The sequence below is a fragment of the Alcaligenes parafaecalis genome (genome assembly GCF_026344135.1).
Classification (GTDB): domain Bacteria; phylum Pseudomonadota; class Gammaproteobacteria; order Burkholderiales; family Burkholderiaceae_B; genus Alcaligenes; species Alcaligenes parafaecalis.
In genome coordinates this window covers 1-25,948 of sequence record NZ_JAPKNA010000004.1, presented here as the reverse complement: position 1 = coordinate 25,948, position 25,948 = coordinate 1, and the positions used below count along the sequence as shown (strand labels likewise).

Here is a 25,948-nt window from a genome sequence, read left to right as displayed (position 1 = left end):
GCTCGCCCCGATTGTGTCGCTAATACTGTTTTTGAAGAGATCTTGTTGAATGCTGGATTTAGAAAACTCGAACAGCCAGTTGCAGGCTGTCTTGGCGCTTGTGCAAAAAATCCTGAACCTTGATTTGCAAGCTCTCTATCTGCACGGTTCGGCTGTGGTTGGCGGGCTCAAGCCACAAAGCGATCTGGATATATTGGCGGTGGTCGATGCTCCTTTGTCAGACACACAGCGTCAGGAGTTGATTGCGGCTTTATTGCCTGTCTCTGCACCTCATCCCGCTACGCCGGGTGGTCCGCGTTGTATCGAGCTGGTGGTGTGTCGTCTGGCTGATCTTCAACGCAATATGCATCCGGCCAAGGTGGAGTTTATCTACGGCGAATGGTTGCGGGATGCTTTCAACGAAGGCTACTTGTCTGAAGCCGCCGCTGATCCGGAATACACATTGCTTCTGGCTCAGGCTTGCCAGCAGGCGAAGTTGTTGTGGGGGAGGGATGTGCTGGCTGAGGTTCCCGCCACGCCGATTGAGCATATACGCCAGGCAATGCGGGATGGCGCAGAGCCTTTGTACGAAGGGCTGCGGGGAGACGAGCGTAATGTTCTGCTGACCCTGGCACGGATGTGGCGCACAGGCGTGCACGGGGACTTTGTGACTAAAGAGCAGGCGGCAGCGTGGGCTATTCCCGAGCTGCCTTTGGACCTGGCCAGGACGTTGGAATATGCGCGTTTGGCTTATATCGGTGAGGTGGTTGACCGCTGGGATACAAGGGGCGAGGACGTAGAGCGCTTGGCACAGGAGTTACTTGGGAACCTTAAGCAGTCTTTGTAAGAGTTCGCCCTGAATTTGGCCCTCGGACCCACCGCTATCAGTGGTTGCCGTCCAGATAGCGGTGGGAGTGCCACTTATGTTTTGCGCCGCTACCAAGGTAGCAATCTCCAGCCTTCTTCATTAAATTCCAGCCGTTCCGTTAGCCCAAGATTGTTCATGAAGGCATCGTCATGCGACACCACCATCAGCGTGCCCTGGTAGCTGCTCAACATGGTTTCCAGGGCCAAGGTGGAAGGCAGATCCAGGTGGTTGCTCGGTTCATCCAGAAGCAGTAATTTTGGCGGGGGTTCAGCGTACAGGACGCAGGCCAGGGCGGCTTTCAGACGCTCGCCACCACTTAAGGCCCCGCTGGGGCCGGTGACTTTTTGGGCATCCAGGCCCAGTTGCGCCAGACGCATGCGCAGGTCCCCTTCACTACTTTTGCGGTTGACGGCTTGGAGCTGCTCCAGCACGGTTTGTTGAGGATTCAGATCAGCCAGACCTTGGTCCAGATAGACATGCTGTGGCACTACTTTGCAGATACCTGCCACGGGTTTTAATTGGCCTGCGATGAGCTTGAGCAAGGTGGACTTCCCGCAGCCGTTTGGGCCGATTACGCCTACGCGTTGCTGAGCACTCAAGAGCAGATTGAGGGGGGGCTGCTGCGTCGGGACAAACGGCAAGCTCACCTCATCCAGCTCGACGATTCGTTGGCGTGTCTGTGGCATCACAGGCAGGGCATGCAGATTAATGGCCGTGTCTTTATCAATCAGCTCAGCCGCCTCATGTACGCGCTGCGCCAGTTGCTTTTGAGCCGTAACATGTTGCTGACGCAGTTTTCCGGTGGTGGTTTCACTGCGGCCTTTTTGCCTGTCCAGCAAGATTTTGGCCTGATTAGCTTGTTTGCCTTGTTGATTGCCGCGTGCCTGTCTACGTTCCTGCCGCTGGCGCTGCTCTTGCATGGTGTGCTCGGCTCGTTGGCGCTCCAGTTTGCGGTGCTCCAACTGGTCCATGGCGCTTTGCTGTTCCAGTGCTTTCTGTTCGGCGTAGTGGCTGTAGTTGCCGCCATAGCTGCGCAGTCCCAGGGAGGACAGTTCCACAATCCGTTCCATTGTGTCCAACAGTTGACGGTCATGGCTGATAACCAGCAAGCCGTGGGGCCAGTGTCGTAATTGCTCGATCAGGGCAAGTCGGTTGTCGCGATCCAGGTGGTTACTAGGCTCATCCAGGATCAGGAAATCTGCCTGAGACAGCAAGGCATTGATGAGCGAGACCCGCATGGCCTGACCGCCACTTAGGGTATCGGCAGGCGTCTCTGCATTCAGATGTCCCAGTCCATTGCGTTCCAGCGCCTCTTGCAGTTGCTGCCGAATATCCCAACGGTCTTCGACCAGATTGAAATCTTCGACTGCGCTACTGCCTGCTTCAATCCGGGCAAGGGCATCCAGGGTGGGACCTGTGCCCGCCAGATCAGCTACGCGCAAACCACTGACAGAGCTAACTTGCTGCGCCAGATAGTGCACTTTGCCCGAGCGTAGGCACCGCCCGCTGCTGGGCTGAATCTGCCCGGCCAGGATTTGAGCCAGAATGGTTTTGCCCACGCCATTGCGTCCGACCAGGCCTGTACGCCGCGAGTCGAAGGTTTCGTTCAGTTGGGTAAACAGAGTCTTGCCTTGTGGCAAGGTATAGGAGACGCCTTCTAGCGTCAGATAAGGATTCGTCATACGTGATGCTTCCATTAATGCCAAGAACTCCCCCTGCGTGATGGGGGCTGGTGGAGACTGGCCGTCGAAGGGACGGCGGCATTAGTGGCGCATTGGACGAATACCTCACGGGAAATGAATCGAAGCCACACTATAAAAGCATTTGGCTTTCGGGGCAAAGGGCTTGGCCCGCTGGTGGGGGCAGGGTGTGGGGTCTGGATCATTCCTGCTCTTGGGGAGTTTGGTATCACGGACTGGGCGGCGCGGACTTTGATAGAGTCGTTGAGGTGGCTGACCCTGCATAAGTGTTGCTACCAAGTAGATCGATGCCGACTAAAATAAGGCTCAGTTTCCGGAAGACCGGACCACCTTGAAGGATAGTCATGAACACATTCAATTTACCCGCCCGTTCGATTGTGTATGTGCAGGATGTGTATTGCGGTTGGTGCTGGGGTTTTGCTGAACGCATGGTCGAGTTCGAGGCGGCCAACAAGCACCGTATTCCCTTTACAGCCGTTTCGGGTGGCCTGTTCGTGCGCGACCGGGCTGCTCCCATGTCCCGTTACCCCTACACTTCCGAGTCCAACGAGCGTATCGCTCAGATGACAGGGGCGACATTTGGGGCAGCTTACAAAGCCTTGGCCGAAGAGGGCTCGACGGTCATGGATTCACTGGATGCGGCGACGGCGGTGGCGGTGCTACGTGATCAGGATCCCCAACGGGCTATTCATTGGATACACGAATTGCAGCAGGCCTTTTACCTGAATGGGCGCAGTCTTTCTGATCAGGAGGTCTGCCTGGAGATTGCGGCTGCTAATGGTTTGGATGTGGAGGCCGTACGGCGTCATTTGACCGACGGCTCTGGCAGGGAGCAAGCCTTGGCGGACTTTACTTTGGCGCGGGCTTTGGGCGTGCAATCCTACCCGACCTTGCTATTTGTTGATGGCCGAAAAGTGACGCAATTACCGGCTGTCGGCACCCCTCTGGAAACGCTGAATCAGACCTTGGATTCATTACTGGCTTGATCAGAACTCAGGTACACAAGGCAGATTGAAATTGCGGCATCCGGGCCTGGCCCGGATGCCGCAATAGTTTTGAATACAAGCAGGCTTAGAAGCGGTAAGCCGTATTCAGGTACAAGGCCGTTTGTGCGCTGGTGCCTTTACCCACTTGAGTGCTGACGCCCGCTCCCAGCGTCCAGTTATTGCTGAGCTGACCTACTGTGCCCAGTTCCAGCAGGCCAGTATCGCGCACGCGCTCCTGGTCTGTAGACAGGTAGAAGTGGCGGTTGTTGTAGACGCCGTCCTGCAAGCGCGCACCCAGCAGTGCTGCCGGTTTCTTGAACTCGTGCAGCCACTCTGCGGAGGCGAACACGGACCACTTATTGCTGACAGCAACATTGATCTGGTAGCCCAGGCTGCTTTGTACGGAGGTCTGGTCCTGGGCATCAAAACCCATGGAGGTCGATAGCCCTTGACCATCTTCTGACAAGGCCTTGATCTTGGATTTCTGCATGCTCAAGCTCAACAGTGGACCGTGGGTTACCGCCCCGGCCTGCCAGTCGTAACCAGTGCTGAGTTTGCCGCCGTACTGGCTACCACCTGCTTTGGCCTGGTGTTCACGCGTGGCGGCGCCCAGACGTAGATGACGGCGGGTTTTGTTATCCAGATCGCTGTAGAAAATCTGGGCGTTGACCCACAGATTTTCGGCTTGCCAGCGACCGTACAGACCTGCCGACTGACGCTTCTGGCTGTAGGTGCCTTCTTCGTCTGTATCACCATCCAGATTTTCATAAGACAAGTAGGCACCGACCGACCAGTCATCCAGACGCTTGTCCAAACCCAGCTTCCAGGCGGCTTGCGTGCCATCCAGACGCGAGTTCGCGCTGCTGCTGTTGCGCGTGATCGCCTCTCCCTGGAACCAGACGGCCAAATCCCTATCCTGCGACGAGCTGATGGTCTGCAGTCGACGATCAATATGCTGCATCTGCATCTGCCCGGCGGTATTCGCTGCAGAGGCCAGCATGGCTACCTGACTGGGGGCGCTGACGACGGCGTGGGCATAGTCGGCAATGACGGCATGACCACCTGAAGTAGGATGCACGCCATCAGCAAACATATAGCTTTCGTCTGCGCCGGGAGCCACCAGATCGGCGGGCGTACACAGGCGGGAAGACACACTGCCGCAAGCGGCTGTATTGACGTTGGTGAAACCGTAGGCTTGCGGGTCAGCAGCCACTTCGTGCAAAAGCGCCGAGACATTCAAGGGAATGATATTGGCGGAGCTGGAACTTAGCTGCTGGTTGAACGCCTGGTTATAGCTGTCACTGAGCAAGGTGGCGATACCCGCGCTGATCGGCGAGCCGGAGAATTCCGGGGTCATACCGAGGTCGGGGATATTGGGAACCAGAATGTAGCGTGCGCCCGCTTGCGACAGCGTATTGATCAATGCAGCTTGATTGCCAACGGAGTCCGCCACGATCTGGGACATATTGAACGGATCCTTGACTGCGGCAAACAAGTCATTTGCGCCACCCCACACGGTGTACAGAGCCCGTCCGTCCAGGCGTCCGTTGTGCATGGCCAGTAACTGAGCTGTCTGCGTAGTCATGGCGGGCAGGGGCGGGTTGGTGGGGCCGAGAGGGCTGCTAGGGTCCAGACGTTCGTCTACGGCTACGCGTGCTCCACCGACGGCGTAGTTGCTGCCGCCCTGGCTGCTTGGGGTCGCATCGGTTCCCAATTTCTGGGCCAGTACCTGGGACCAGACCTGACCAGGGTTGGTGGTAAAGCGCGAGCCAAATTGACCACTGTCAGTCAGGCTGTCGCCGATGAAGTAGATATTGGAAAAGGCTTGGGCCTGTGTCCCAGCATGCAAGGCCATCAAGGCCAAGGCAAGGCAAGTTTTTTTCATGGATCAGCCATTAAAAAGAGTTCCCGAGTAGCAAGTCCTGAACAGTCCTTTGCTCTTTGTGTCGTGGCCTTCAGTCCTGAATAGCGACTCGGATGAAACTGGTGGATGAAAAGATCATCGGATCACTGGCCATCATAGTGAGGAGGCGTTTATTCCTGACACAGCCGGGCACACTGTTTCATTGGCAAGATAAACGCTGACGGAGAGCAATAAAAAAACGCCATGCTAAAGCATGGCGTTTCTTGTTTGGTTCCGGGTGGGTTTAGCCGCGAACCAAGGGCGCTACACACACATTCGGGTTATCTGCCAGGGGCACAAATTTCATGCTGCCACCGTCATAGGCGTCGATGGTGCCCGACTCAATGTCGTAGACCCAGCCGTGCAAGGTCAGGCGGCCTTCGGACATGGCCAGACGCACCGAGGGGTGTGTCTGGATATTGGCCAATTGGGCCACCACATTTTCGCGCACCATGGAGGAAATGCGATCTTGCTCGCTGGCGTGGGTACGGGCTTCATTGACCAAGCGGGCCGAGTCGGCGTAGCGCAGCCAGTGATCCACGGCAGGCATGTGATCCAGGCACTGACAGGTGGCGATGGCGGTCATGGCACCGCAATCGGAGTGACCACAGATCACGATGTCAGACACACGCAGGGCGGAGACGGCGTACTCGACTGAGGCTGTCACACCACCCGGTTCCGGGCCATAAGAAGGCACGATATTGCCAGCGTTTCGAATCACGAACAGGTCGCCGGGTTCACGTTGTGTCACCAGCTCGGGAACCAGACGGCTATCGGAGCAAGAGATAAACAAAGCGCGGGGGTTTTGTTGTGTGGCCAGATTTTTGAAGAGCTTGGCGCGCTTGGGATAGGCTTCCCGTTGGAATTTCAGGAAACCGTCGATAATGTCTTTCATCCTTGTCCTTGTTATTCGGCTTAAACAGAAGATTACCCTTTCAAGGTCATAAGGTAAAATACCGATTTCTGATGCTTTCCATTGGGTTTGCTTATACAAAGGCCCCTCATGCTTTTGCGCCATCTTAATTACTTCCTGGCGGTTGCCCAGTATCAAAGTTTTACCCGTGCAGCACGTGCTTTGCATGTGTCCCAGCCTGCCCTGTCGCAACAGGTGCGGCAGTTGGAAGAACATTTGGGTGCGCAACTGTTTGACCGCACGGGGCGACTGGTGCGTCTGACGGATGCGGGCGAAGTGTATCTGCGTTACGCCCGGCAGGCCTTGCAGGACCTGGAGGAAGGGCGGCGGGCGCTGCACGATGTCAGCGATCTGAGCCGAGGCTCTTTGCGGGTGGCGGTGGCGCCTACCTTTACGTCTTACCTGATCGGCCCTTTGGTGGAGGCCTTCTACCGGCGTTATCCCAATGTGCGGCTGGTGGTGCAGGAAATGCTGCAGGAGCGCGTGGAAACGCAACTGGTTGAAGACGAACTGGATATCGGTATCGCCTTTGAGAAGCCGACGTCGGCCGCGGTGGAATTTCAGCCTTTATTGGTAGAGACGCTGGCTTTGGTGATGAGCCGAACACACCCTTTGGCAGAGCGGCGCAGCATTGATAGAGACACCTTGATGCGTGAGTCCCTGGTGTTGCTGACACCGGAATTTGCCACGCGTGGGCAGATTGAACGTCATTGCCGCCAGCATGATCTGGACTTGAAAGTATCGATGGAATCGAACTCACTCAATGCCGTGATTGAGGTGGTGCGGCGCACGGGTTTGGCGACCTTGTTGCCTGCCGCGATTGCCAGTAATAGTGAGTATCTGGTGGCGGTTAGTCTGGACCCGGCACCGCCGCAACGGCGGGCCATTCTGATGCAGCGCAAGGGCGCCTATCAATCTGCAGCGATGCGCGCTTTTATTGAGCTGGCGCTGAAATACGGCGCGGCATCGACGTTTTGATTTTTGGGTCCTGCAGAGCGATTTTTACGCTCTGCACCCGCTACTTTATAGAGTCACCACTACACTCTGTTCCAGAGGACGCAGCTCGCTTTCCACAGCGGGTTTGCCCTCGTTCAAATGGGCGACCAGATCTACCGTGGTAGAGATGCGCGTCAACATCAAACAGGCTACTTCACCCCCGGCAACACGGCTGCTGTGCCAGCAACCGGGACGCATGCACACGCCTTGCCCTTGAGGGAGGCGGAAAGCTTTCAGTGTGGACAGGTCCGGGCCGCCTTCGGCTTTGCTCTCGGCCACGATATGGATCACTTCACCTGTCAGCGGGATCAGGGCCTGTTGCGTCAGCAGATGGTTTTCCAGAGCGGTGATGTTCGGGTCCTGAATCCGGTAATTCACCCACAACACTTCGGTCTGACCGCTTGGGCCTGTGTCAAACGCATGTTCGTGCCAGAAGTCAGTGGCGGCATTGCTGAAGGCTGCCGTCGCAGGCGCAGTGGCCAAACCTTTACCCAACATCCAGCCATAAGGGGCAAAAGCCTCGGGGCTAAGGGGCTGGGGAGTCAGGGTGATTGGGGTGTTCATGGTCTATTGCTCAAAGAAAGTACTAAGGCAGCATCTTATCAAGAATGCAGCCCCGAACTCGGATTGGCCTAGATCAATAAGCTGGAGTTTCTCGAGGGCTTTGCGGAACTAAGTCAGGCATCCCCTGTCTTGAAAGAGGCTCGTCATTACTTAGCGAGCTAAGCAAGCCGCCTTTTTTCATGGGCGGCTTCGCTCTGTTTGCTTTCTTGATAAGGGGGTTCTGTGCTTCAAGCTGTTTCGCTGACCTGTAGACGGGGCCAGCGTCGTGTGTTCTCCGAGCTGAGCCTACGGCTTGATGCTGGCCAATGTTGTTTGGTCAGTGGGCCCAATGGCAGCGGCAAAACCAGCTTGCTGCGTATCCTGGCCAATATCGCCCAGGCGGATGAAGGCCAGCTTATCTGGCGTGACCAGCCCGTGCAACGTAACGATAGCGACTACCGACGACAGCTTGTGTATGGCGGTCATGCGGCTGGGCTGAATGGCAGCTTGTCACTACAAGAAAACCTGGACAGCTTGCTCTTGCAGGATCGTGTCCCGCTGGAACAGGACGCCTGTGATCAGGCGTTACGGGCAGGCGGTTTGCTGGCATACCGTCGTGTCCCTGTGCGGCAGTTGTCCGCTGGACAGCGCCGTCGCGTGTTTCTGGTGCGCTTGTCTCTAAGCAATCGCCCTTTGTGGATTCTGGATGAACAGTTAACCGCGCTCGATAGTGCCGGTCAGAAGTTTCTAGGCGAGCTGATCGCACAGCATTTGCAAAAGCAGGGCGCCGTTATTTTGACCAGTCACCAGACTTTGCCGTGGGATCTGGATGTGCAGCACCTGGATCTGGGGCAAGCATGTTGAGTCTCTTTGCCGCCTTGATGAAACGCGAGTGGCGCTTGGCGATGCGTCGCCCCGGTGATGTTCTGATTCCTCTGGTTTTCTTTCTGGTGGTGTGCAGCCTGTTCCCTTTGGGCGTCGGAGCCGATGCGGCCCTCTTGTCCAAGATGGCTCCTGGCGTGCTGTGGGTGTCGGCCTTGCTGGCCACCATGCTGTCGCTAAGCCGTTTGTTTGAACAGGACGAACAGGACGGCGCGCTGGAACAGGTTCTGTTTTCACATCTGCCACTTAGCCTTTGGGTCTTGGGCAAAGTGCTGGCGCATACTTTTTTAACCGGCGTGCCTTTGCTTTTGCTGGCTCCGATTCTGGGGCTGCAATTCAGTCTGCCCATGTCCAGCCTGGGCGTGCTGATGCTGTCTTTAGCGCTGGGGCTGCCCGTTCTGACCTTGCTGGGCGCGATTGGTGCAGCGTTGGTGCTGGGCCTACGCTCGGCAGGTGTGTTATTGGCTTTATTGATTTTGCCCTTTTACGTGCCCGTGCTGGTTTTCGGGGCGGGGGCGGTGCAAGCGGTTCAGGCCGGATTGGGTGCGCAAGCGCATCTGTCCGTTCTGGCCGCTTTTTTACTGTTGGCTTTGTTCTTTGCGCCACCTGCTACGGCAGCGGCGTTGCGCCTTGCTCTTGAGTAAATTCCATGAACTTTTTGTATCGCTACGCCGCTCCTCAAAACTTCTATGTCCTGGCCGGACGCATCGTGCCTTGGGCTGCCATCCTGGCATTTCTGCTGTTTCTTGTGGGGGCTTATGTGGGTTTTTTTCTGGCCCCCACTGATGCCCAGCAAGGCGAGGGCTACCGCATCATTTTCCTGCACGTTCCCGTGTCCTGGATGTCCATGTTGATCTATTTGGCGATGGGCTTCTGGTCCTTGCTCTGCCTGGTATTTAACAGTCGTACCGCTGCCATGATGGCCGCTGCGCTGGCTCCTACTGGCGCGATCTGTACGGTGCTCTCGCTGGTCACCGGAGCCCTGTGGGGCAAGCCTATGTGGGGGGCCTGGTGGGTCTGGGATGCCCGACTGACTTCCGAATTGTTGCTGCTGTTTTTGTACATGGGTTTCATGGGCTTGCGGGGCGCGATTGATGACCCGCGCCGTGCGGATAAAGCCGCATCCATCCTGGCCCTGGTCGGGGTGGTGAATGTACCTGTTATCTATTTCTCGGTGCAGTGGTGGAACACCTTGCACCAGGGGGCTTCGGTATCGCTGACCAGCTCGCCGTCCATGGCCACCGTCATGTTGACGGGCATGTTGCTGATGAGTTTGGCCATGTGGTGCTACAGCATTGCCATCGCACTGTATCGGGTGCGCAATTTGATTCTTGAACGTGAGGCGCATACCGCCTGGGTTCGCAACTTGACGGAGGGCTGATGATGCATTGGTCGAGTGTGGGCGATTTTTTCGCTATGGGCGGCTATGCCGTGTATGTGTGGGGCTCGGTGCTGGCCTGTACCGTGTTGATGCTGGGCGAAGTGCTCAGCGTCCGGGCAGGGCGGGCAAGGGCCTGGCAGCGGGTGCGTGATGAGCGTGCTCTGGGAGAAAGCCGTCATGACTAAGCGACAGAATCGTCTGGCCCTGATTCTGGGGGCTTTAGTGGTGCTGGGTGCAGCGACCGCCCTGATCCTGAATGCTTTTCAAAGCAGCCTGGTGTTCTTTTTCACCCCTACCGAAGTCAGCCAGGGACAAAGCCCGGAGAACCGAACCTTCCGAGTTGGCGGCATTGTGCAGATGGACAGTATCCGCCGTGGCGGTGATCAAGGTATGGCCGTGAACTTTGTGGTGACGGACGGTGCGGCGCAAGTGCCCGTTAGCTACACCGGTATTTTGCCGGACCTGTTCCAAGAGGGGAAAGGCGTGGTCGCCCAAGGCCGTTTGAATGAAAAGGGCCATTTTGTGGCTGAAGAAGTACTGGCCAAGCACGATGAAAATTACATGCCGCCCGAAGCCATGCACGCTATGGAGCAGGCCGAGCGCGCGAAACAAGGAGCCCAGCCATGATCCCGGAACTTGGGCACTTTGCCCTGATCCTGACTTTTGTGCTGGCGCTGGCGCAAGGTGTGGTGGCTTTATACGGTGCCTGGCGCGGCAATCTGGCCTGGATGGCGTTTGCCCGTCCGGCCGCACGCTGGCAGTTCGGCCTGGTGGCCTTTAGCTTGTTGTGTCTGGCCTGGTCTTTTGTCAGCTTTGATTTCTCTGTGGCTTATGTGGCGCAGAACTCCAGTACCAAGCTGCCTTTGTTCTACCGCATCGCCGCGGTGTGGGGCGGGCATGAAGGTTCGCTGTTGCTGTGGATGTTCATGCAAACGGGCTGGGCCTTTGCCGTCAGTATCTATTCGCGTTCCTTGCCTGAAGCCATGCTGGCTCGCGTGCTGGGCGTGTTGGGCCTGATCACCGCCGGTTTCCTGCTGTTTGTGCTGATCAGCTCCAACCCCTTTGAACGCATGTTCCCGGTGCCAGCAGAAGGTCTGGATCTGAACACGCTCTTGCAGGACATTGGTCTGATTGTTCACCCGCCCTTGCTGTATATGGGGTATGTGGGTTTCTCGGTCGCTTTTGCTTTTGCGATTGCCGCCTTGCTGGCCGGTCGTCTGGATGCCAGTTGGGCGCGCTGGTCCCGCCCTTGGACAACCTCTGCCTGGCTATTCCTGACCTTGGGTATCGCTGTCGGTAGCTGGTGGGCTTATTACGAGCTGGGTTGGGGGGGCTGGTGGTTCTGGGACCCGGTAGAGAACTCGTCTTTTGTGCCTTGGCTGGCGGGTACGGCCTTGATTCACTCTTTGGCGGTTACTGAAAAACGCGGCAGCTTCAAGAACTGGACGGTTCTGCTGGCGATCAGCACCTTCTCCCTGTCTATTCTGGGTGCCTTCCTGGTGCGTTCGGGGGTTCTGACTTCCGTCCACGCTTTCGCAACTGATCCTGCCCGTGGCGTCTTTATTCTGGCCTTGTTTGCAGTCATCGTCGGCAGCTCTCTGATCCTGTTTGCCTGGCGTGCTCCACGTGTCGGTGCAGGTGGGCAATTTGCCGTGGTGTCGCGCGAGTCCTTGCTACTGGTGAACAACGTCCTGTTGGTAGTGGTTACCGGTACGGTTTTGTTGGGCACCTTGTATCCCTTGATTATGGACTCCCTAGGGCTGGGCAAGATTTCGGTAGGCCCGCCTTATTTCAATAAGGTTTTTGTCCCCCTGATGATCCCGGCCCTGGTCTTGATTGTCTTTGGTGTCATGGCCAACTGGAAGCGGGCCAGCTTGATGGATATGGTGCGGCAACTGGCGCTGGTCATTGTGTTCAGCGTGGTGCTGGGTGCGGCTGTCCCTCTGCTTTATGGTCAATGGCAGGGGACGGCAGCCTTGGGGGCGGGCCTGGCGATCTGGATTGTGCTGGGTAGCCTGTTTGATGTGGTCAAGCGTGTGCGCGCTACCCGTATGGGTGTGTTTGCGCAGCCGCGTAGCTGGCTGGGACAGCACCTGGCGCATATCGGGGTGGCCGTCTTTGTGTTGGGGGTGACCATGGTCAGCCATTACGAGACGGAAACCGATGTCTTGTTAAAGCCAGGCCAAACCGCGCAAGTGGGTGCTTATGACGCTCGCTTCCAGGGTGTACGCATTGTGCCCGGCCCGAACTACTCTGCTGAACGTGGCACGGTAGAACTGCTGCAGGATGGCAAAGTCGTCTCCACCTTGTACCCGGAAAAACGTACCTATCTGTCCTCGGCCTTGCCGATGACAGAGTCGGCCATCAATGCCAATGGCTTGCGTCATATCTATGTGGCTTTGGGGGACAACTTCGATCAGGGCGGCTGGAGCGTGCGTTTGTACTACAAGCCTCTGGTGGACTTTATCTGGCTGGGTTGTTTGTTGATGGCTTTCGGGGGCGGATTGGCTATTAGTGACCGACGCTACCGTGCCAAACAAACTCGCACTGCGGCACAAAACAAAACTTTGGATACGCAGGTGCAGGCATGAACCGCTTTACCGTTCCCTTGATCGGCTTTGTACTGCTGCTGGTTTTTCTGGGTATTGGTTTGACCCTGAAGCCCAGCGAAGTACCGTCGCCTTTGCTTGACAAGCCTGCTCCGGCTTTCAGCCTGCCTCAATTGCACAATCCCGAAGCCAGTTTTTCGGGCGAGCAAATGAAGGGCCGTGTCTGGTTGCTGAACGTCTGGGCTTCCTGGTGCTACCCATGTTTGACTGAGCATCCTTTTATCAAGGAATTGTCCACCAAGCACAAGGTGCCGGTGGTGGGCTTGAACTATAAGGACGTGCCCGAGGAAAGCCGTGAGTGGTTGCTGCGCAATGGCAACTCTTACGAGGTTTCTGTTATGGACAGGGATGGCCGCGTGGGCATCGATTTTGGTGTGTACGGCGTGCCGGAAACCTTTGTGATCGACAAGCAGGGCATTGTGCGTTTCAAGCACATAGGTCCTGTGTCGCGCGAATCTATGGAGGAAACCTTGTTGCCCTTAATTCGTCGTTTGGAGCAGCAGCCATGATGATGCGTCAATGGATGGTCGCCTTGGCGGCCAGCTTCTGGTTCCTCGTCCCGTCCGCTCAAGCCCAGTCGGGAGCACAGGGTGCCCAGGAGTCGGTGATGTTGGAAATAGCGGCCGAGCTGCGCTGTCTGGTGTGCCAGAACGAATCAATCGCGGCCTCGCGTGCCGAGCTGGCCGTGGATTTGCGCCATCAAATCATGGAGCAACTGGGGCAGGGGCGTAGCCCGGACCAGATTCGGACGTATATGGTGGATCGCTATGGCGACTTCATCTTGTATCGCCCACCCTTCAAATCCACCACCTTGTTGCTCTGGTTCGGGCCAGCTCTCTTGTTGCTGACGGGTTTTCTGGTCTATGCCTTTACCCTGCGCCGTAGACGCCGTGCGGGTAATGAAACGGCTCTTACTGATGAGCAGCGCCGTCAAGCGGATGCTCTGTTACAGGGCTCTTCTCGGGATGAACAATCGTGACTATTGCTTTTTATATTGTGGCTGGACTGCTGGTGCTGGTGTGTGCGGCGTACTTGATGTTGAGCGTCAAGCGCAAACCCGCTTTGCAGCGGGTGGTGGAACACAAGCAGGCCAATCTGGCGATTTTGCGTGAGCAGCTTAAGGAAATTGAGCGTGACAAACAGGCGGGTGTGCTCTCTGAACAGGACTTCGAGCAAGCGCAGATGGATTTACGCCAGCGTGTGCTGGAAGAGAACGAGGGGCTGAAAACGGAATCGGTGCAACAAGCAGGCGCGCCCAAGTTGGCCTGGACCTTGATGATCAGTATTCCGGTTGCTGCCATCGCCTTGTACTTTTATCTGGGTAACCCGGTAATGCTGGACCCAGCCGCCGTGCAACAACAGGCTAACGCACAGCCCGTAGATATTGAGGCCATGGTGGCCCGCCTGGAGCAGCGCCTTAAAGAAAACCCGGATGATCCTGGAGCTTGGCTGATGATGGCCCGCTCCCATCGTTACTATGGTCGTCATCAGGAAGCGGCCGAAGCCTATGCCAAAGCCATGCCGGTAGTGGACGGAGACCCGACCGCCTTGGCGGAATATGCGGAGTCCATGCTCCTGGCCGGGGTCGACACTCTGGATGGTTTGCCTGGACGTCTGGTCAAGCGTTCGCTGGAGCTGTATCCCGAAGAACCTTTGGGTCTGATGTTGGCAGGAGCGGCTGCCTTGCATAAAGAGCAGTACCCCGCTGCTATCGACTACTGGCAGCGTTTGCTGGCACAGTTCCCGCCGGATTCCGAAACAGCCAAGGTCGTCAACCAGGGTTTGCAATTGGCGCGTGAGCGTATGCGTCTGCCCGCCAACGCCGCACCGGAACCTGCCACGGCCCCCTGATATGGAAATTGTGTCTTTGGATTTGGGCATGATTGCCCTGATAACCGCATTTCTGGCGGGGATGGCGTCGTTTCTGTCTCCGTGTGTCTTGCCACTGGTCCCCGGCTATTTGTCTTATCTGGCGGGGGATGGGCAGGCGTATACGGAAGTCAAACGCAGCCATTTGTTGGGGCGTAGTGTTTGCTTTGTAGCGGGCTTTTCGCTGGTTTTCATTGCTCTGGGAGCCAGCTTGTCCTATCTGGGGCAAATGCTGCTGTCTTATCGCTATCAGCTCAATATTGCCGCCGGGATTATGGTGGCCTTGGCAGGCCTGAGCGTGATGGGGGTGCTGCGCATGCCCATGAGCCTGCAACGCTATTACCGCTTTGAGTCCGGCAAGGCGGCGGGCCCTGGCGGAGCAACAGTGATGGGGTTGGCCTTTGGTTTTGGCTGGACACCCTGCATTGGCCCGATTCTGGCTGGCATCCTGATGATGGGGGCCAGTACCGCCAGTGCAGGCAAAGCCAGTATTTTGTTGTCCGTCTATGCCTTGGGCCTGGGTGTCCCTTTTATTCTGGCTGCCTGCTTTGTGACGCCGTTTTTGCAGCGCATGACACAGATCAGGAAGGTCGGGCGTTATATGCGCTGGGGCGCGGGTCTGGTATTGATTGTGATGGGCTGGGCCATGGCAACCGGTGAGCTGGCGCGTTTGGCTATTTGGGTACTCAAGACCTTCCCGGTGTTAGGGCAACTGGGCTAATACGCTTCAGTCTTCGCCTGCCATTAGTGCGGTGCTTCATTGGATGCCAGGAAACACCGCATGCTTATTTCACGGCCGCATTGCCTCCATCCGCGAACAGGGCGGAGCCGGTCACAAAACTGGACATGGGGCTGGCAAGAAAAAGTGCAGCGGACGCAATTTCTTCAGGTTTGGCGATTCGCTTCATGGCGTGCAGCCCCGCCGCCCAGTCCTTGATGCTCTGATCCCCTGCGATGTCTGTATCGGTTCCGCCAGGTAAGAGGGCGTTGGCCCGTATGCCTTTAGCTGCGTAGTCCGCCGTGATGCCTTTGACCAATCCCATGAGTGCCGCTTTGGAAGCGCCATAAGCACTCATGCCGGGCAGGCCAACACTGGTGCCCACAAAGCTAGACGTGAAAACAATCGAACCGCCACCGCGTTTGAGCATGGCCGGAATCTGGCTGCGGGCACCCAGAAAGGCCGCCCCAAGATTGGTATCCAGTGTTGTTTGCCATTCTTCTGGCCTCAGCTCGGCCAGTGGCTTGAGGGCCCCGACAATACCGGCGTTATTGATCGCAATATCCAGCCCTCCGAATCTTTCCGTCGCGAGCTCTATCACCTGCGCATGGGTTTGATCTCGTGTAATGTCCCCTGCCACACACTCAGCACGGCCACCAAGCTGCCGGATCTCCTTGGCGACCTCGTCAAGCAGGGCACTGCGCCTTGCCGTCAGGACAATGGCTGCCCCGTGCTCGGCAAACATCAAGGCCATGGCGCGTCCAATACCGGAGGATGCGCCGGTAATTAGGGCAACCTTTCCATCAAGCAAAGCCATGAGTGAAATCTCCTGCGGTTTCTTTGAGAACTCACATCGTATTTGTCCTGGCTTGATGGCGAACTCCGTTTCTTGCCCTCAAACCCAGTCTTGACGATTGTGCAGCCCGCCGATCATCAGTCTTGCACTTCACGGCGTAGCAGTTCACGTTTGCGGTCTATACCCCAGCGGTAGCCGGCCAGATCGCCATCACGCCGCACGACGCGGTGGCATGGGATGGCCACGGCAATGTGGTTGTTGGCGCAGGCCTGGGCCACGGCGCGCACCGCTTTGGGTGAACCTATGCGCTCAGCTATCTCGGTGTAGCTGACGGTGGTCCCTGGCGGGATCTCGCACAGCGCACGCCAGACACGTTCCTGGAAAGCTGTGCCTTGCACATCCAGCGGCAGGTGCAAGCCAATTGAGGGGCTTTCGATAAAGCCTACGACTCGGGCGATCAATTGCTCGAAATCACCGTCGCAGCCGATGATTTCGGCTTTGGGAAACTGATCCTGCAGGTCGCGAACCAGTTGATCGGGATCCTCGCCCAGCAAAATGGCGCAGATGCCGCGTTGGCTCTGGGCGACCAGAATTGCTCCCAGCGAACACTGGCCCACCGCGAAACGGATAATCGCACCGGCACCACCGGCCCGGTAGTCGCGTGCACGCATGCCCAACAACTGTTCAGAGGCTTCGTAAAACCGGCTGTTGGAGTTGAATCCACTGTCGTAAATCGCATTCGTGATGGAGGTATCCGGCCTGCTGCTCAGTTCCTCGCGCAGTCTGCGAGCCCGGTAGGCCGAGCTGTATGCCTTGGGCGTCAGGCCGGTTTCAGCCTTGAACAGTCGATGAAAATGAAAGGGGCTCTTGCCCACCTCGGCGGCCAGCTTGTCCAGCGATGGTTGCGTCTCCGAGGTCTCGATCAGGCGGCAGGCGCGCGCTACGATTGCGGCCCGTTCGGCTGCGGCACTGGTCTGATCGCCATGGGCGCGACGGCTGTAACGGTAGCCCGCTGCTTCAGCGTCCTGGGGCGAATTGAAAAACTCGACGTTCTCGCGCTTGGGAAGCCGGGTTGTCGAACTGGGCTGGCAGTACACGCCGGTGGTACGTACCGCATAGACGAACAGGCCGTCGGCAGCGGGATCTCGCGCTTGCACGGCTGCCCAGCGTTGATCGTCAGTTTCGTAAGCACGGTTCGCAGTCATGAGGCAAAAGTCCTGACAACATTAAGTACGAAGCCAGAATACGCTGGTCTTTCATCGCAAGCACTCCGATTCTTGCGGTCAATATCGACAGGCTGGGCTGGGACGGTATCGAGACCGGACGACCGCTTCAGGCAAGGGCATCAAGGTTTCGATAAAAAAAGGCCAGTTAATACCGGCCTTTTTATTTGCTCTGTCTGACTGACGCCTTGGCAGGCGCGTTGTCCTTACAGGGCGCTGGGGGTGTAACCCGCTTCTTCAATCACTTTCAGGGCTTGCGCGCCATCCAGACCTTGAACGGTAACCTGGTGTTTTTCCAGATCCGTGCTGACGGTAGCTTTAGGGGCGACAGCCTGAATGGCTTCGGTGATGCTGCGCACGCAATGGCCGCAGGTCATGTCGGGTACGGAGAAGGTGGACATAGCTGACTCCTTTGATAGAAACAATGGAGTCAGCTTAAGGCTTGCCACGGGGGCAAGGTCAAGCGCTGTTTTTTTAAAACAGGGCAGGTGACATCAGGCGGATCTGGTCGAACTCGGGATTCCCCAGCCATTGAATCTGGCTGCTGGCCAAACCTGGGCCTGATTCCTTGTTTTCTACAAAAGCGCCATAGGTAATGGTCTGCTTTTGGGTATCCAGCAGTACTACATAGCTGGAGCTGGTGCAGTCATGGGGCTTGCAGCCCTGGAACACTTGATAGTTGCGACCATCCAGAGAAACGGTCTCGCCCGGCGAAGCCGTACCGAAGTCCTTGACCCAACTCGCGTTTTTGGCGACGTCCTGCATCAGGCTTTGATATTGCTGGGCCACTTGCTTGTTGGACTTGGCCAGATCGGCCAGATAAACGGATTCCGAGGACTGTGCATTGCTCAGGAAAGGAACGAGCAGGGCGCTGCCAAGGACAAGGCGGCACAGAGAGTGGGAAATACGCATGGGATCTCCAAGATTGAGGCGAGCCCCCAGTTTAGCAGCGCGTCTGGCGCGGCATTGTTAACAAAATCAAGGAAAACGTGCATAAACGGCTATCTCTACAGTCGTTATAGTGCTTATCCGTCTATGGGATTGGCACAGGGGTGTGTTTCCTGTCGAATTACCAAGGCATTTAAGGGGTGTAGGTAAAAACCACAGCTTGCCAGCAAAATTGTTTCATAACTAAACTATTTATAAATGAATGGTTGGCATAGTTGAATTTGTAGTTCGATCTGCTGTGCATCTTATTTAAAGACAGCCTATAAGCGCGGTGGCGCAAGGAGATAACATGAAACGTATTGCATTGACTGTAGCTTTGGCTGCGGCTTTTGGCGGTTCTCTGGCTCACGCCGATACCATCAAGGTGGGGATGGCAATGGACACATCCGGTCCGTTTGCTGCCGTTGGTGGTGAGGTTCGTGATGGCTTTAATCTGGCCATCAAACAACTGGACGGCAAGCTGGGTGGTTTCCCGGCCGAGTTCATCGCGCAGGATATGGCCGGTAACCCCGACCAGGCCCGCCAATTGGTCAATCGCTTCGTGCAGCGTGACAAGATCGACTTCTTTACGGGTCCAGTGGGCTCCAACGTAGCCCTGGCAGTGGCGCCCGCCCTGTTCTCGGCCAAAGTGCCTTACCTGACCAGCAACCCAGGTCCCAGCCAGTTGGCCGGTGCCGGTTGTAATCCGTACTTCTTTGGCGTGTCCTACCAGAACGACGCCTTTGACGAAGCTGCCGGTAAAGTGGCTGCGGATCGCAACTACGAAAAAATGTTCATCCTGGCCCCGGACTACCCGGCCGGTAAAGATCACCTGAACGGCTTCAAACGTGGCTACGGCAAACCTGTTAGCGAAGAGCTCTACACCAAGCTGGGCCAGATCGACTACTCGGCGGAATTGGCACAGATTCGCGCTGCCAAGCCTCAGGCCGTGTTCTTCTTCCTGCCCGGTGCCATGGGCATCAACTTCATCAAACAGTTTGTGGCCGCTGGCCTGAACAAGGATGTGGTTCTGCTGGGCCCAGCTTTCTCGGGTGACGAGGACATTATCCCCGCCGTGGGCGAGCCTATCCTGGGCATGTTGAACACCGCCCAGTGGTCGCCTGACCTGGATATTCCTGCCAACAAGACCTTTGTGGAAGAGTTCCGCAAAGCCTACGACGGCCGCTACCCTTCGGTGTACGCCGCCCAGGCTTATGACGTGATTCTGGCTATCGACGCCGCCGTCAAACAAGTGGATGGCAAAGTGTCCGACCGCGAAGCTGTGCTCAAGGCATTGAAGGCCGCCGACTACAACTCGGTTCGTGGCCCATTTACCTACGGCAACAACAACTTCCCCATTCAGGCTTACTACCTGCGTGAAGTGGTCAAGGATCAGGACGGACGTCTTGTGAACCGCATGGTCAGCAAGGTGTTCGACTCCTACCAGGACGTCTACGCCAAAGAATGCAAACTTAATTAAGATTCACAGGTGGTAAAAGCATGTCGCTCATTCTGATTAGCGAGCAATTGCTGAATGGTTTGCAGTTTGGTTTGATGTTGTTTCTGATTGCCGCGGGCCTGACTCTGGTCTTCGGCATTATGGATATCATGAACCTGGCCCACGGCTCCCTCTATATGGCGGGAGCCTATGTGGCCGCGGAAACCATGCAGCGTACAGGGTCTTTTACCGCCGCCATTGTGGTGGCGGTGGCAGTGACAGCCCTGGTCGGTATTGCCCTGGAAATTCTCATTCTGCGCAAGCTGGTCACTCGTGATCACCTGGCTCAGGTACTGGGAACCTATGCCGTTATTTTGATCGCCAATGATCTGGTCAAAATGATCTGGGGCCCAACTCCCGTAATGTTGAATATGCCTGCCTTGTTGTCCGGGCCGGTAGAAATTTTGCCTGATTTCCTCTATCCCGCTTTCCGCCTGATGATTATCGCGGTCGGTCTGGTGATGGCGCTGGCCCTGTATGCCTTCGTGACTAAAACACGGGCTGGGGTGCTGGTGCGAGCAGGTGCCTCCAACCGACAAATGGCGACCCTGATGGGGGTGCGTGTGCCTATTCTGTTCCTGGGTGTGTTCACCTTGGGTGCTGCTCTGGCTGCGCTGGCCGGTGCCTTGCTGGGCCCGATTACCGCCGTTCAGATTGGTATGGGCGAGGACATTCTGATTCTGGTTCTGGTCTGTATCGTGATCGGTGGGATTGGCTCGATTCGTGGTGCGTTTGTAGGTGCCTTGCTGGTGGGTATGGTCGACACCGCTGGCCGTGCGTTCCTGCCCATGTTGCTGCGTAACGTCTTCCCGGCAGATGTGGCTTCCAGCGTCGGTCCTACGATTGCTGCCATTTCGATCTATGTCCTGATGGCTGTTGTTCTTGTTTTCCGTCCTTCGGGCCTGTTCCCGGCGCGAGGTTAATGTATGTCTGCTTCGCGTATTTTGTCGGCCCTGGTGCTGGTGGCCTTATTGGCTTTCCCATTGATCGCACCGATGTACGGGCTTGAGTTCTACATTTCGTTTGTACGCCGTATCTTCATCTATGCCCTGGCTGCCAGCGCCTTGAACCTGGTTCTGGGTTATGGCGGGATGGTGGCCTTGGGCCATGCTGCGTTTTTCGGGGCAGGGGCCTATACCGTCGGTATTCTGGCTACTGAAGGCGTGCAAAGCGGCCTGATCGCCTGGCCTGCTGCCATGCTGATTTCCGGCTTGCTGGCCTTCTTGACCGGTGCGGTATCGCTGCGTACTCGTGGCGTGTACTTCATCATGATTACCCTGGCCTTCGCACAGATGATCTTCTACCTGTTCATCTCCTTGCGCCAATACGGTGGCGAGGATGGCCTGAACATGTACAGCCCATCTACCTTGCCCGGGATTGATCTGGGCAATGACCTGAGCTTTTACTACCTGGTTCTGGCCATTCTGATTGCGGTTCTGTTCCTGTTCAATCGCCTGGTTAATGCTCGTTTCGGGCAGGCCTTGATGGGGACCCGTGAAAACGAAAGCCGCATGACGACTTTGGGTTACCCCGTCTACCGCATTCGTTTGACAGCTTACACCTTGAGCGGTGCCATCATGGGTCTGGCCGGTGCTTTGCTGGCCAATCACAACCTGTTTGTCTCGCCTAGCCTGATGAACTGGACCCAGTCGGCTGACCTGATCATTATGGTTCTGGTGGGTGGTATTGGCTTGCTGTATGGCGGTGCCCTGGGCGCGTTTGTCATGCTGGTGCTGGAAGAGATGCTGCGTAACTGGACCGAGTACTGGCACATGCCTTTGGGTATTTTGTTGCTGCTGGTGGTGTTCTTTGCACCCAAGGGGCTGGCTGGACTGGTGCGTATCCGTTCGGCTGCCGATCCCGCTACTGCCGCCAAGGAGCAAGCATGACGAACACGATAGCAGCCGCCTCTACGGCGAGCAGCGGCACGGCCGCGTTGCAGGCCCGTGGTCTGATGAAGCGCTTTGGTGCTTTGCAGGCCACCAACGATGTGTCCCTGGATCTGGTGCCGGGTGAAATTCATGGTTTGATCGGCCCTAACGGGGCAGGTAAATCCACGCTGATTCACTTGTTGTCGGGCACCTTGACCCCGGATTCGGGCCAGCTCTTGCTGGCTGGCCGTGATGTAACGGCCTTGTCGGGTCACCAGCGCGTTGCCGCCGGTCTGGCACGTTCGTTCCAGATCACCAATATCTTCAAGAACTACACGGTGCTGGATAACCTGGTGCTGGCCTTGCAGGCATGTAGTGGTAGCAGTTTCCGCTTCTGGCGTGCTCGTCAGACTGAAACCGAGCTGTACGAGCAGGCCCGTGCCTTGGCCGCTGAATGCGCCATTGATCCCACGCTTTTGCATACTCAGGCCGGTGTCTTGCCTCATGGCGAGCAGCGCAAAGTGGAGTTTGCATTAGCCTTGGCCAGCCGTCCGCAAGTCCTGTTGCTGGATGAGCCTATGGCAGGGATGGGGCCGGATGAAACTCTGCGCCTGACCGAATTGATTGAAACCATGCGTGGCAAAGCCACCATGTTGCTGGTCGAGCACGATATGGAAGCCGTTTTCCGTCTGGCTGACCGGATTTCTGTATTGGTGGCAGGTCATATTATTGCGACCGGTACGGCTGCCGAAATCCGCGATAACGAGGCCGTGCGTCAAGCCTATCTGGGTGATGACGACACGCCAGTTCCAACCAAGGTGGAAAGCCATGCTTGAAACGACGCAATTACAAAGTGGCTATGGTGCCAGCCAGGTGCTGTTTGGGGTAGATCTGTCCATTCGTAGTGGGCAGGTAGTGACGGTGCTGGGCCGTAATGGCATGGGCAAGACCACCTTGCTGAAAACCATTCTGGGCCAGTTGCCGGTGCGCGGTGGCGATGTGAAGTTCGACGGCCAGTCCATTGCGGGCTGGAACCCGGACCGTATCGCCCGAGCCGGGATTGCCATTGTGCCCGAAGGGCGTCAGTGCTTTCCTAACCTGACGGTGGCCGAGCACTTGACGGCCTTTGCCTGCAATCGCAATCCCAAAGCCAACAAGACCTGGACGCCCGAGCGTGTCTATGACTTTTTTCCGCGCTTGCGCGAGCGTGCGTCCAATATGGGCAACCAGCTCTCGGGCGGTGAACAGCAAATGCTGGCCATTGGCCGTGCTTTGGTCACCAATCCCAAGCTGCTGATTCTGGACGAAGCTTCCGAGGGTTTGGCACCCAAGGTTCGTGAAGAGATCTGGAACTGTCTGGCTGTACTGCGCGAAGAAGGACAGACCATCTTGCTGATCGACAAATACGTCGAGCGTTTGATGGCCTTGTCGGATCACCACATTATTCTGGAACGTGGCAAATTGGTCTGGCAGGGGAATTCTGAAGCTTTAGGGGCAGACCGCACCTTGTGGACACGCTATTTAGGCGTCTAAAAAACACAATTTGCAACAAATCTGACATGCCGCCTGTTTGGAAACAGGCGGCATTTTTTATGCCTTTCGTCAAGGCGCTATAGGCGATTGTTGCGGGGTAGTTGCACTTTCACCCGAAAGTTCCCTAAGGATCTCAGGAAAGATTCTTTCCTTGCGATGTATCAATGTGTAATGAAATGGCATTCCTTACGATGTCCATAAGGCCAGCAGGGTTATGGGTCCTACCCGGACCTCTTACTGGCAGGAAGCTCTGTCATCCCATAAGGAAGTTGTTATGAAATTACGCCTGTTCACTCTCTCTGCTCTGGCCGCCGGTTTATTGCTCGGCACCGCCGCGCAAGCCCAGGAAAATGAGCCTGTACAGCCGATCCCCGCTGCGGTTGTCACCGACCCGGCACGCGTTGAACTGGGTAAAAAGCTGTGGTTTGAACCCCGCTTGTCCCGTTCGGGCTTTATCTCCTGTAATTCCTGTCACAACCTGAGCATGGGTGGCACGGACAATATCCGTACCTCCATTGGTGACCGTTGGCAGGAAGGTCCCATCAACTCGCCTACCGTCTTGAACTCCAGCCTGAACGTGGCCCAGTTCTGGGACGGCCGTGCCAGCGACCTGAAAGAGCAGGCCGGTGGCCCGATTGCCAACCCCAAGGAAATGGCGTTCACGCACGAACTGGCCATGGAGTTCCTGAGCTCCATTCCCGAGTACAAGGCCGAGTTCAAGCAAGTCTTTGGCAAGGCCGACTTTGGTATTGATGAAGTCACCACCGCTATTGCCGCCTTTGAAGAAACTCTGGTGACGCCGGATTCGCGCTTTGACCTTTGGTTGAAGGGTGATAAAAAAGCCATTACCGATCAGGAATTGGCGGGCTACCAATTGTTCAAGGGTAGTGGTTGTGTGGCGTGCCACAACGGCCCCAACCTGGGCGGTACGTCCTTCCAGAAAATGGGTCTGATCGAGCCCTACCAAACCAGCAACCCAGCCGAAGGCCGTGTCGCTGTCACAGGCAAGGACGCTGACCGTTTCAACTTCAAGGTTCCTACCTTGCGTAACGTCGAGCTGACCTACCCCTACTTCCACGATGGCGCGGTCAATACCTTGACCGAAGCCGTGGATACAATGGGTCGTCTGCAGTTGGGTCGCAGTTTCTCTGCAGAGGAAAATGCCCAGATCGTCGCGTTCCTGAAAACGCTGACGGGCAAACAGCCTGAAATCATGCTGCCAATCCTGCCACCTTCGCGTGACAACACACCACGTCCGGTGCCATTTGGTTCTTGATAGCAGACTGTTCAGGCGGCTTGTCATGAGCTAGGCCGCCTTGAAGTGACCCAGGTCCTGGATTTTATTTTCCAGGCCTGGGTTTTTGTATTTGGCTTTGGATTCATGGCCTTGCTTTGTTTTCAGGACACGAATCCCCTGCTGCTATTGTTGATGCTCGATCAGGCGAGCTAAAAAAATAGTACCATTTAGATACTATTTCAATGACTGGAACCATCATGAGTCGCATTGTCCTGTTTGAGAACATTCATCCTAGCGCCCGTGAAGTTTTTGAGGCTGCTGGTTTGACCGATATTCAGACCTACAAGGGAGCCTTGTCGGGTCAGGAGCTGCTGGACGCTGTCAAAGGCGCCGAAGTTGTCGGAATTCGTTCCCGTACCCAGTTTGACAGCCGGGTGCTGGAGCACGCAGACCAGCTCAAAGTGCTGGGATGTTTTTGTATCGGTACCAACCAGGTGGATCTGGATCAGGCCCAAAACCACGGTGTGCCAGTCTTTAATGCGCCGTTCTCCAATACCCGCTCCGTTGCCGAACTGGTGTTGGGCGAAGCCATCTTGTTGCTGCGTCGTATCCCCGAGAAGAACCTGCGTGTACACCAGGGCTTCTGGGACAAAAGTGCCGATGGCGCTTTCGAGATCCGTGGCAAGACTTTGGGTGTGATTGGTTACGGCAATATTGGTTCTCAGGTCGGTACTCTGGCCGAAGCGTTGGGTATGCGTGTGCTCTACCACGATGTGGAATCCAAACTGCCACTGAGTAATGCCCGTGTTTACGGCAGCCTGAAGCAGATGCTCGCCGAGTCCGATGTGGTCACCTTGCACGTACCAGGCGGGCAGGGCACACAGAACATCATGAATGCCGAGACGATTGCGGCCATGAAGCCAGGTTCCATCCTGATCAACGCTTCGCGCGGCACAGTGGTAGATATTGAGGCCTTGCACCAAGCTCTGGTTAGCGGTCATTTAGCCGGTGCTGCTTTGGACGTGTTCCCGACCGAACCGAAGAGCGTGGATGAGCCATTGAAGAGCCCGCTGATCGGCATGCCTAATGTGATCCTGACGCCGCACATTGGCGGTAGCACTCAGGAGTCGCAAGAGAATATTGGCCGTGAAGTGGCCGAGAAGATGGTCAGCTACTTGCGTAGCGGCGCGACTAAAGGCGCGGTGAATTTCCCTGAAGTGTCGTATTACGATATTCAGGGTGCGGTTCGTCTGCTGCATGTACATCGCAACGTACCCGGTGCGATGGGTGGGCTGAACAATATCCTGGCGCAGCACGGCATCAATATCACCCGTCAGCAATTGCAGACGCAGGGCGAGCTGGGCTATGCCATGACGGATTTGGATCGTGTTCCGGCCCAGGACTTGCTGGATGCGGTGCGTGCCCATCCTGGTACAGTCCGTAGTGATCTGATCTTCCCGGCTTAAGGCCAGCGTCAGACCGTAAACAAACGGCCCCGGATTCAAAAGAATCCGGG

General features: G+C 56.5%; 28 protein-coding genes. 20 read left to right on the top strand and 8 right to left on the bottom strand.

Annotation, left to right across the window (positions count from 1 at the left end; all coding sequences use genetic code 11):
* Positions 1–49: 49 nt before the first annotated feature.
* Positions 50–826, top strand: a complete 777-nt coding sequence (locus OSH09_RS13030) for an aminoglycoside adenylyltransferase domain-containing protein (RefSeq protein ID WP_266121204.1) — start codon at positions 50–52, stop codon at positions 824–826.
* A gap of 89 nt (positions 827–915) precedes the next feature.
* Here the strand turns inward: OSH09_RS13030 and OSH09_RS13025 are convergent, their stop codons facing one another.
* A complete protein-coding gene (locus OSH09_RS13025) occupies positions 916–2,529 on the bottom strand; it encodes an ABC-F family ATP-binding cassette domain-containing protein (RefSeq protein ID WP_266121203.1) in 1,614 nt (537 codons plus the stop codon).
* A gap of 362 nt (positions 2,530–2,891) precedes the next feature.
* On the opposite strand from OSH09_RS13025, the gene OSH09_RS13020 reads away from it, so the two are divergent.
* Complete coding sequence (locus OSH09_RS13020) at positions 2,892–3,533, top strand: DsbA family protein (protein ID WP_266121202.1); 642 nt, start codon at positions 2,892–2,894, stop codon at positions 3,531–3,533.
* A gap of 85 nt (positions 3,534–3,618) precedes the next feature.
* Here OSH09_RS13020 and OSH09_RS13015 read toward each other — a convergent pair whose 3' ends face one another.
* Together OSH09_RS13015 and OSH09_RS13010 are read right to left on the bottom strand one after the other, a co-directional pair.
* Entirely contained in the window at positions 3,619–5,418 is a 1,800-nt protein-coding gene (locus OSH09_RS13015; RefSeq protein ID WP_266121201.1) for an autotransporter domain-containing protein, read from the bottom strand.
* A 262-nt stretch (positions 5,419–5,680) separates the two neighbouring features.
* Positions 5,681–6,331, bottom strand: coding sequence for a carbonic anhydrase (locus OSH09_RS13010; protein WP_207873276.1), 651 nt, complete (start codon positions 6,329–6,331; stop codon positions 5,681–5,683).
* Positions 6,332–6,439: 108 nt separating this feature from the next.
* Here OSH09_RS13010 and cynR point away from each other — a divergent pair, with 108 nt between their 5' ends.
* A complete protein-coding gene (gene cynR, locus OSH09_RS13005; protein WP_207873277.1) occupies positions 6,440–7,327 on the top strand; it encodes a transcriptional regulator CynR in 888 nt (295 codons plus the stop codon).
* A gap of 45 nt (positions 7,328–7,372) precedes the next feature.
* Here the strand turns inward: cynR and OSH09_RS13000 are convergent, their stop codons facing one another.
* Entirely contained in the window at positions 7,373–7,909 is a 537-nt protein-coding gene (locus OSH09_RS13000; RefSeq protein ID WP_207873278.1) for an ureidoglycolate lyase, read from the bottom strand.
* 222 nt (positions 7,910–8,131) lie between these two features.
* Between OSH09_RS13000 and ccmA the strand changes: the two genes are divergently transcribed.
* From ccmA to OSH09_RS12950, 10 genes are read left to right on the top strand one after another with little or no spacing between them, the layout of a single operon-like run.
* A complete protein-coding gene (gene ccmA / locus OSH09_RS12995; protein WP_266121200.1) occupies positions 8,132–8,752 on the top strand; it encodes a cytochrome c biogenesis heme-transporting ATPase CcmA in 621 nt (206 codons plus the stop codon).
* Positions 8,746–9,414 carry a heme exporter protein CcmB gene (gene ccmB / locus OSH09_RS12990; RefSeq protein ID WP_207873280.1) on the top strand — a complete coding sequence of 223 codons (669 nt, stop codon included), beginning with the start codon at positions 8,746–8,748 and terminating at the stop codon, positions 9,412–9,414. The genes ccmA and ccmB overlap by 7 nt, the downstream gene beginning before the upstream one ends.
* A 5-nt stretch (positions 9,415–9,419) precedes the next feature.
* Positions 9,420–10,151: a heme ABC transporter permease CcmC gene (ccmC, locus tag OSH09_RS12985; RefSeq protein WP_266121199.1), complete on the top strand. Its 732-nt coding sequence runs from the start codon at positions 9,420–9,422 to the stop codon at positions 10,149–10,151.
* Positions 10,151–10,336 carry a heme exporter protein CcmD gene (gene ccmD / locus OSH09_RS12980; RefSeq protein WP_243430211.1) on the top strand — a complete coding sequence of 62 codons (186 nt, stop codon included), beginning with the start codon at positions 10,151–10,153 and terminating at the stop codon, positions 10,334–10,336. The genes ccmC and ccmD overlap by 1 nt, the downstream gene beginning before the upstream one ends.
* Positions 10,329–10,778, top strand: a complete 450-nt coding sequence (gene ccmE / locus OSH09_RS12975) for a cytochrome c maturation protein CcmE (protein WP_207873282.1) — start codon at positions 10,329–10,331, stop codon at positions 10,776–10,778. Before ccmD ends, ccmE begins: the two co-directional genes overlap by 8 nt.
* On the top strand, positions 10,775–12,742 hold the full coding sequence (locus OSH09_RS12970) for a heme lyase CcmF/NrfE family subunit (protein ID WP_222667714.1): 1,968 nt from the start codon (positions 10,775–10,777) through the stop codon (positions 12,740–12,742). The genes ccmE and OSH09_RS12970 overlap by 4 nt, the downstream gene beginning before the upstream one ends.
* A complete protein-coding gene (locus OSH09_RS12965; RefSeq protein WP_207873284.1) occupies positions 12,739–13,269 on the top strand; it encodes a DsbE family thiol:disulfide interchange protein in 531 nt (176 codons plus the stop codon). The genes OSH09_RS12970 and OSH09_RS12965 overlap by 4 nt, the downstream gene beginning before the upstream one ends.
* Positions 13,266–13,739 (top strand): cytochrome c-type biogenesis protein, encoded by a 474-nt coding sequence (locus OSH09_RS12960; protein WP_266121198.1) that lies wholly within the window; start codon positions 13,266–13,268, stop codon positions 13,737–13,739. The genes OSH09_RS12965 and OSH09_RS12960 overlap by 4 nt, the downstream gene beginning before the upstream one ends.
* Positions 13,736–14,611: a c-type cytochrome biogenesis protein CcmI gene (gene ccmI, locus OSH09_RS12955; RefSeq protein WP_266121197.1), complete on the top strand. Its 876-nt coding sequence runs from the start codon at positions 13,736–13,738 to the stop codon at positions 14,609–14,611. The genes OSH09_RS12960 and ccmI overlap by 4 nt, the downstream gene beginning before the upstream one ends.
* A gap of 28 nt (positions 14,612–14,639) precedes the next feature.
* Complete coding sequence (locus OSH09_RS12950) at positions 14,640–15,350, top strand: cytochrome c biogenesis CcdA family protein (RefSeq protein ID WP_266121196.1); 711 nt, start codon at positions 14,640–14,642, stop codon at positions 15,348–15,350.
* A gap of 64 nt (positions 15,351–15,414) precedes the next feature.
* Here OSH09_RS12950 and OSH09_RS12945 read toward each other — a convergent pair whose 3' ends face one another.
* The 4 genes from OSH09_RS12945 to OSH09_RS12930 all read right to left on the bottom strand — a co-directional run bounded on the left by OSH09_RS12945 (position 15,415) and on the right by OSH09_RS12930 (position 18,278).
* Entirely contained in the window at positions 15,415–16,164 is a 750-nt protein-coding gene (locus OSH09_RS12945; RefSeq protein ID WP_266121195.1) for an SDR family oxidoreductase, read from the bottom strand.
* A 116-nt stretch (positions 16,165–16,280) separates the two neighbouring features.
* Positions 16,281–17,348 carry a bifunctional DNA-binding transcriptional regulator/O6-methylguanine-DNA methyltransferase Ada gene (gene ada, locus OSH09_RS12940; RefSeq protein ID WP_266121194.1) on the bottom strand — a complete coding sequence of 356 codons (1,068 nt, stop codon included), beginning with the start codon at positions 17,346–17,348 and terminating at the stop codon, positions 16,281–16,283.
* Positions 17,349–17,572: 224 nt separating this feature from the next.
* Positions 17,573–17,767 carry a heavy-metal-associated domain-containing protein gene (locus tag OSH09_RS12935; protein ID WP_266121193.1) on the bottom strand — a complete coding sequence of 65 codons (195 nt, stop codon included), beginning with the start codon at positions 17,765–17,767 and terminating at the stop codon, positions 17,573–17,575.
* Between the two features lie 73 nt (positions 17,768–17,840).
* The gene (locus OSH09_RS12930; RefSeq protein WP_207873290.1) at positions 17,841–18,278 is read right to left on the bottom strand and encodes an Ivy family c-type lysozyme inhibitor; all 438 of its coding nucleotides are present in this window, start codon (positions 18,276–18,278) and stop codon (positions 17,841–17,843) included.
* 325 nt (positions 18,279–18,603) lie between these two features.
* Between OSH09_RS12930 and OSH09_RS12925 the strand changes: the two genes are divergently transcribed.
* The 7 genes from OSH09_RS12925 (at position 18,604) to serA (ending at position 25,898) form a co-directional block, all read left to right on the top strand.
* Complete coding sequence (locus OSH09_RS12925) at positions 18,604–19,773, top strand: ABC transporter substrate-binding protein (RefSeq protein WP_207873291.1); 1,170 nt, start codon at positions 18,604–18,606, stop codon at positions 19,771–19,773.
* A gap of 20 nt (positions 19,774–19,793) precedes the next feature.
* On the top strand, positions 19,794–20,714 hold the full coding sequence (locus OSH09_RS12920; RefSeq protein WP_207873292.1) for a branched-chain amino acid ABC transporter permease: 921 nt from the start codon (positions 19,794–19,796) through the stop codon (positions 20,712–20,714).
* A gap of 3 nt (positions 20,715–20,717) precedes the next feature.
* Entirely contained in the window at positions 20,718–21,680 is a 963-nt protein-coding gene (locus OSH09_RS12915) for a branched-chain amino acid ABC transporter permease (RefSeq protein ID WP_266121192.1), read from the top strand.
* Positions 21,677–22,498 carry an ABC transporter ATP-binding protein gene (locus OSH09_RS12910; RefSeq protein WP_266121191.1) on the top strand — a complete coding sequence of 274 codons (822 nt, stop codon included), beginning with the start codon at positions 21,677–21,679 and terminating at the stop codon, positions 22,496–22,498. The genes OSH09_RS12915 and OSH09_RS12910 overlap by 4 nt, the downstream gene beginning before the upstream one ends.
* On the top strand, positions 22,491–23,195 hold the full coding sequence (locus OSH09_RS12905; RefSeq protein ID WP_009462239.1) for an ABC transporter ATP-binding protein: 705 nt from the start codon (positions 22,491–22,493) through the stop codon (positions 23,193–23,195). Before OSH09_RS12910 ends, OSH09_RS12905 begins: the two co-directional genes overlap by 8 nt.
* A gap of 274 nt (positions 23,196–23,469) precedes the next feature.
* Positions 23,470–24,471, top strand: a complete 1,002-nt coding sequence (locus OSH09_RS12900; RefSeq protein ID WP_207873295.1) for a cytochrome-c peroxidase — start codon at positions 23,470–23,472, stop codon at positions 24,469–24,471.
* 218 nt (positions 24,472–24,689) lie between these two features.
* Positions 24,690–25,898 (top strand): phosphoglycerate dehydrogenase, encoded by a 1,209-nt coding sequence (gene serA, locus OSH09_RS12895; RefSeq protein WP_207873296.1) that lies wholly within the window; start codon positions 24,690–24,692, stop codon positions 25,896–25,898.
* The last annotated feature ends 50 nt before the right edge of the window (positions 25,899–25,948 follow it).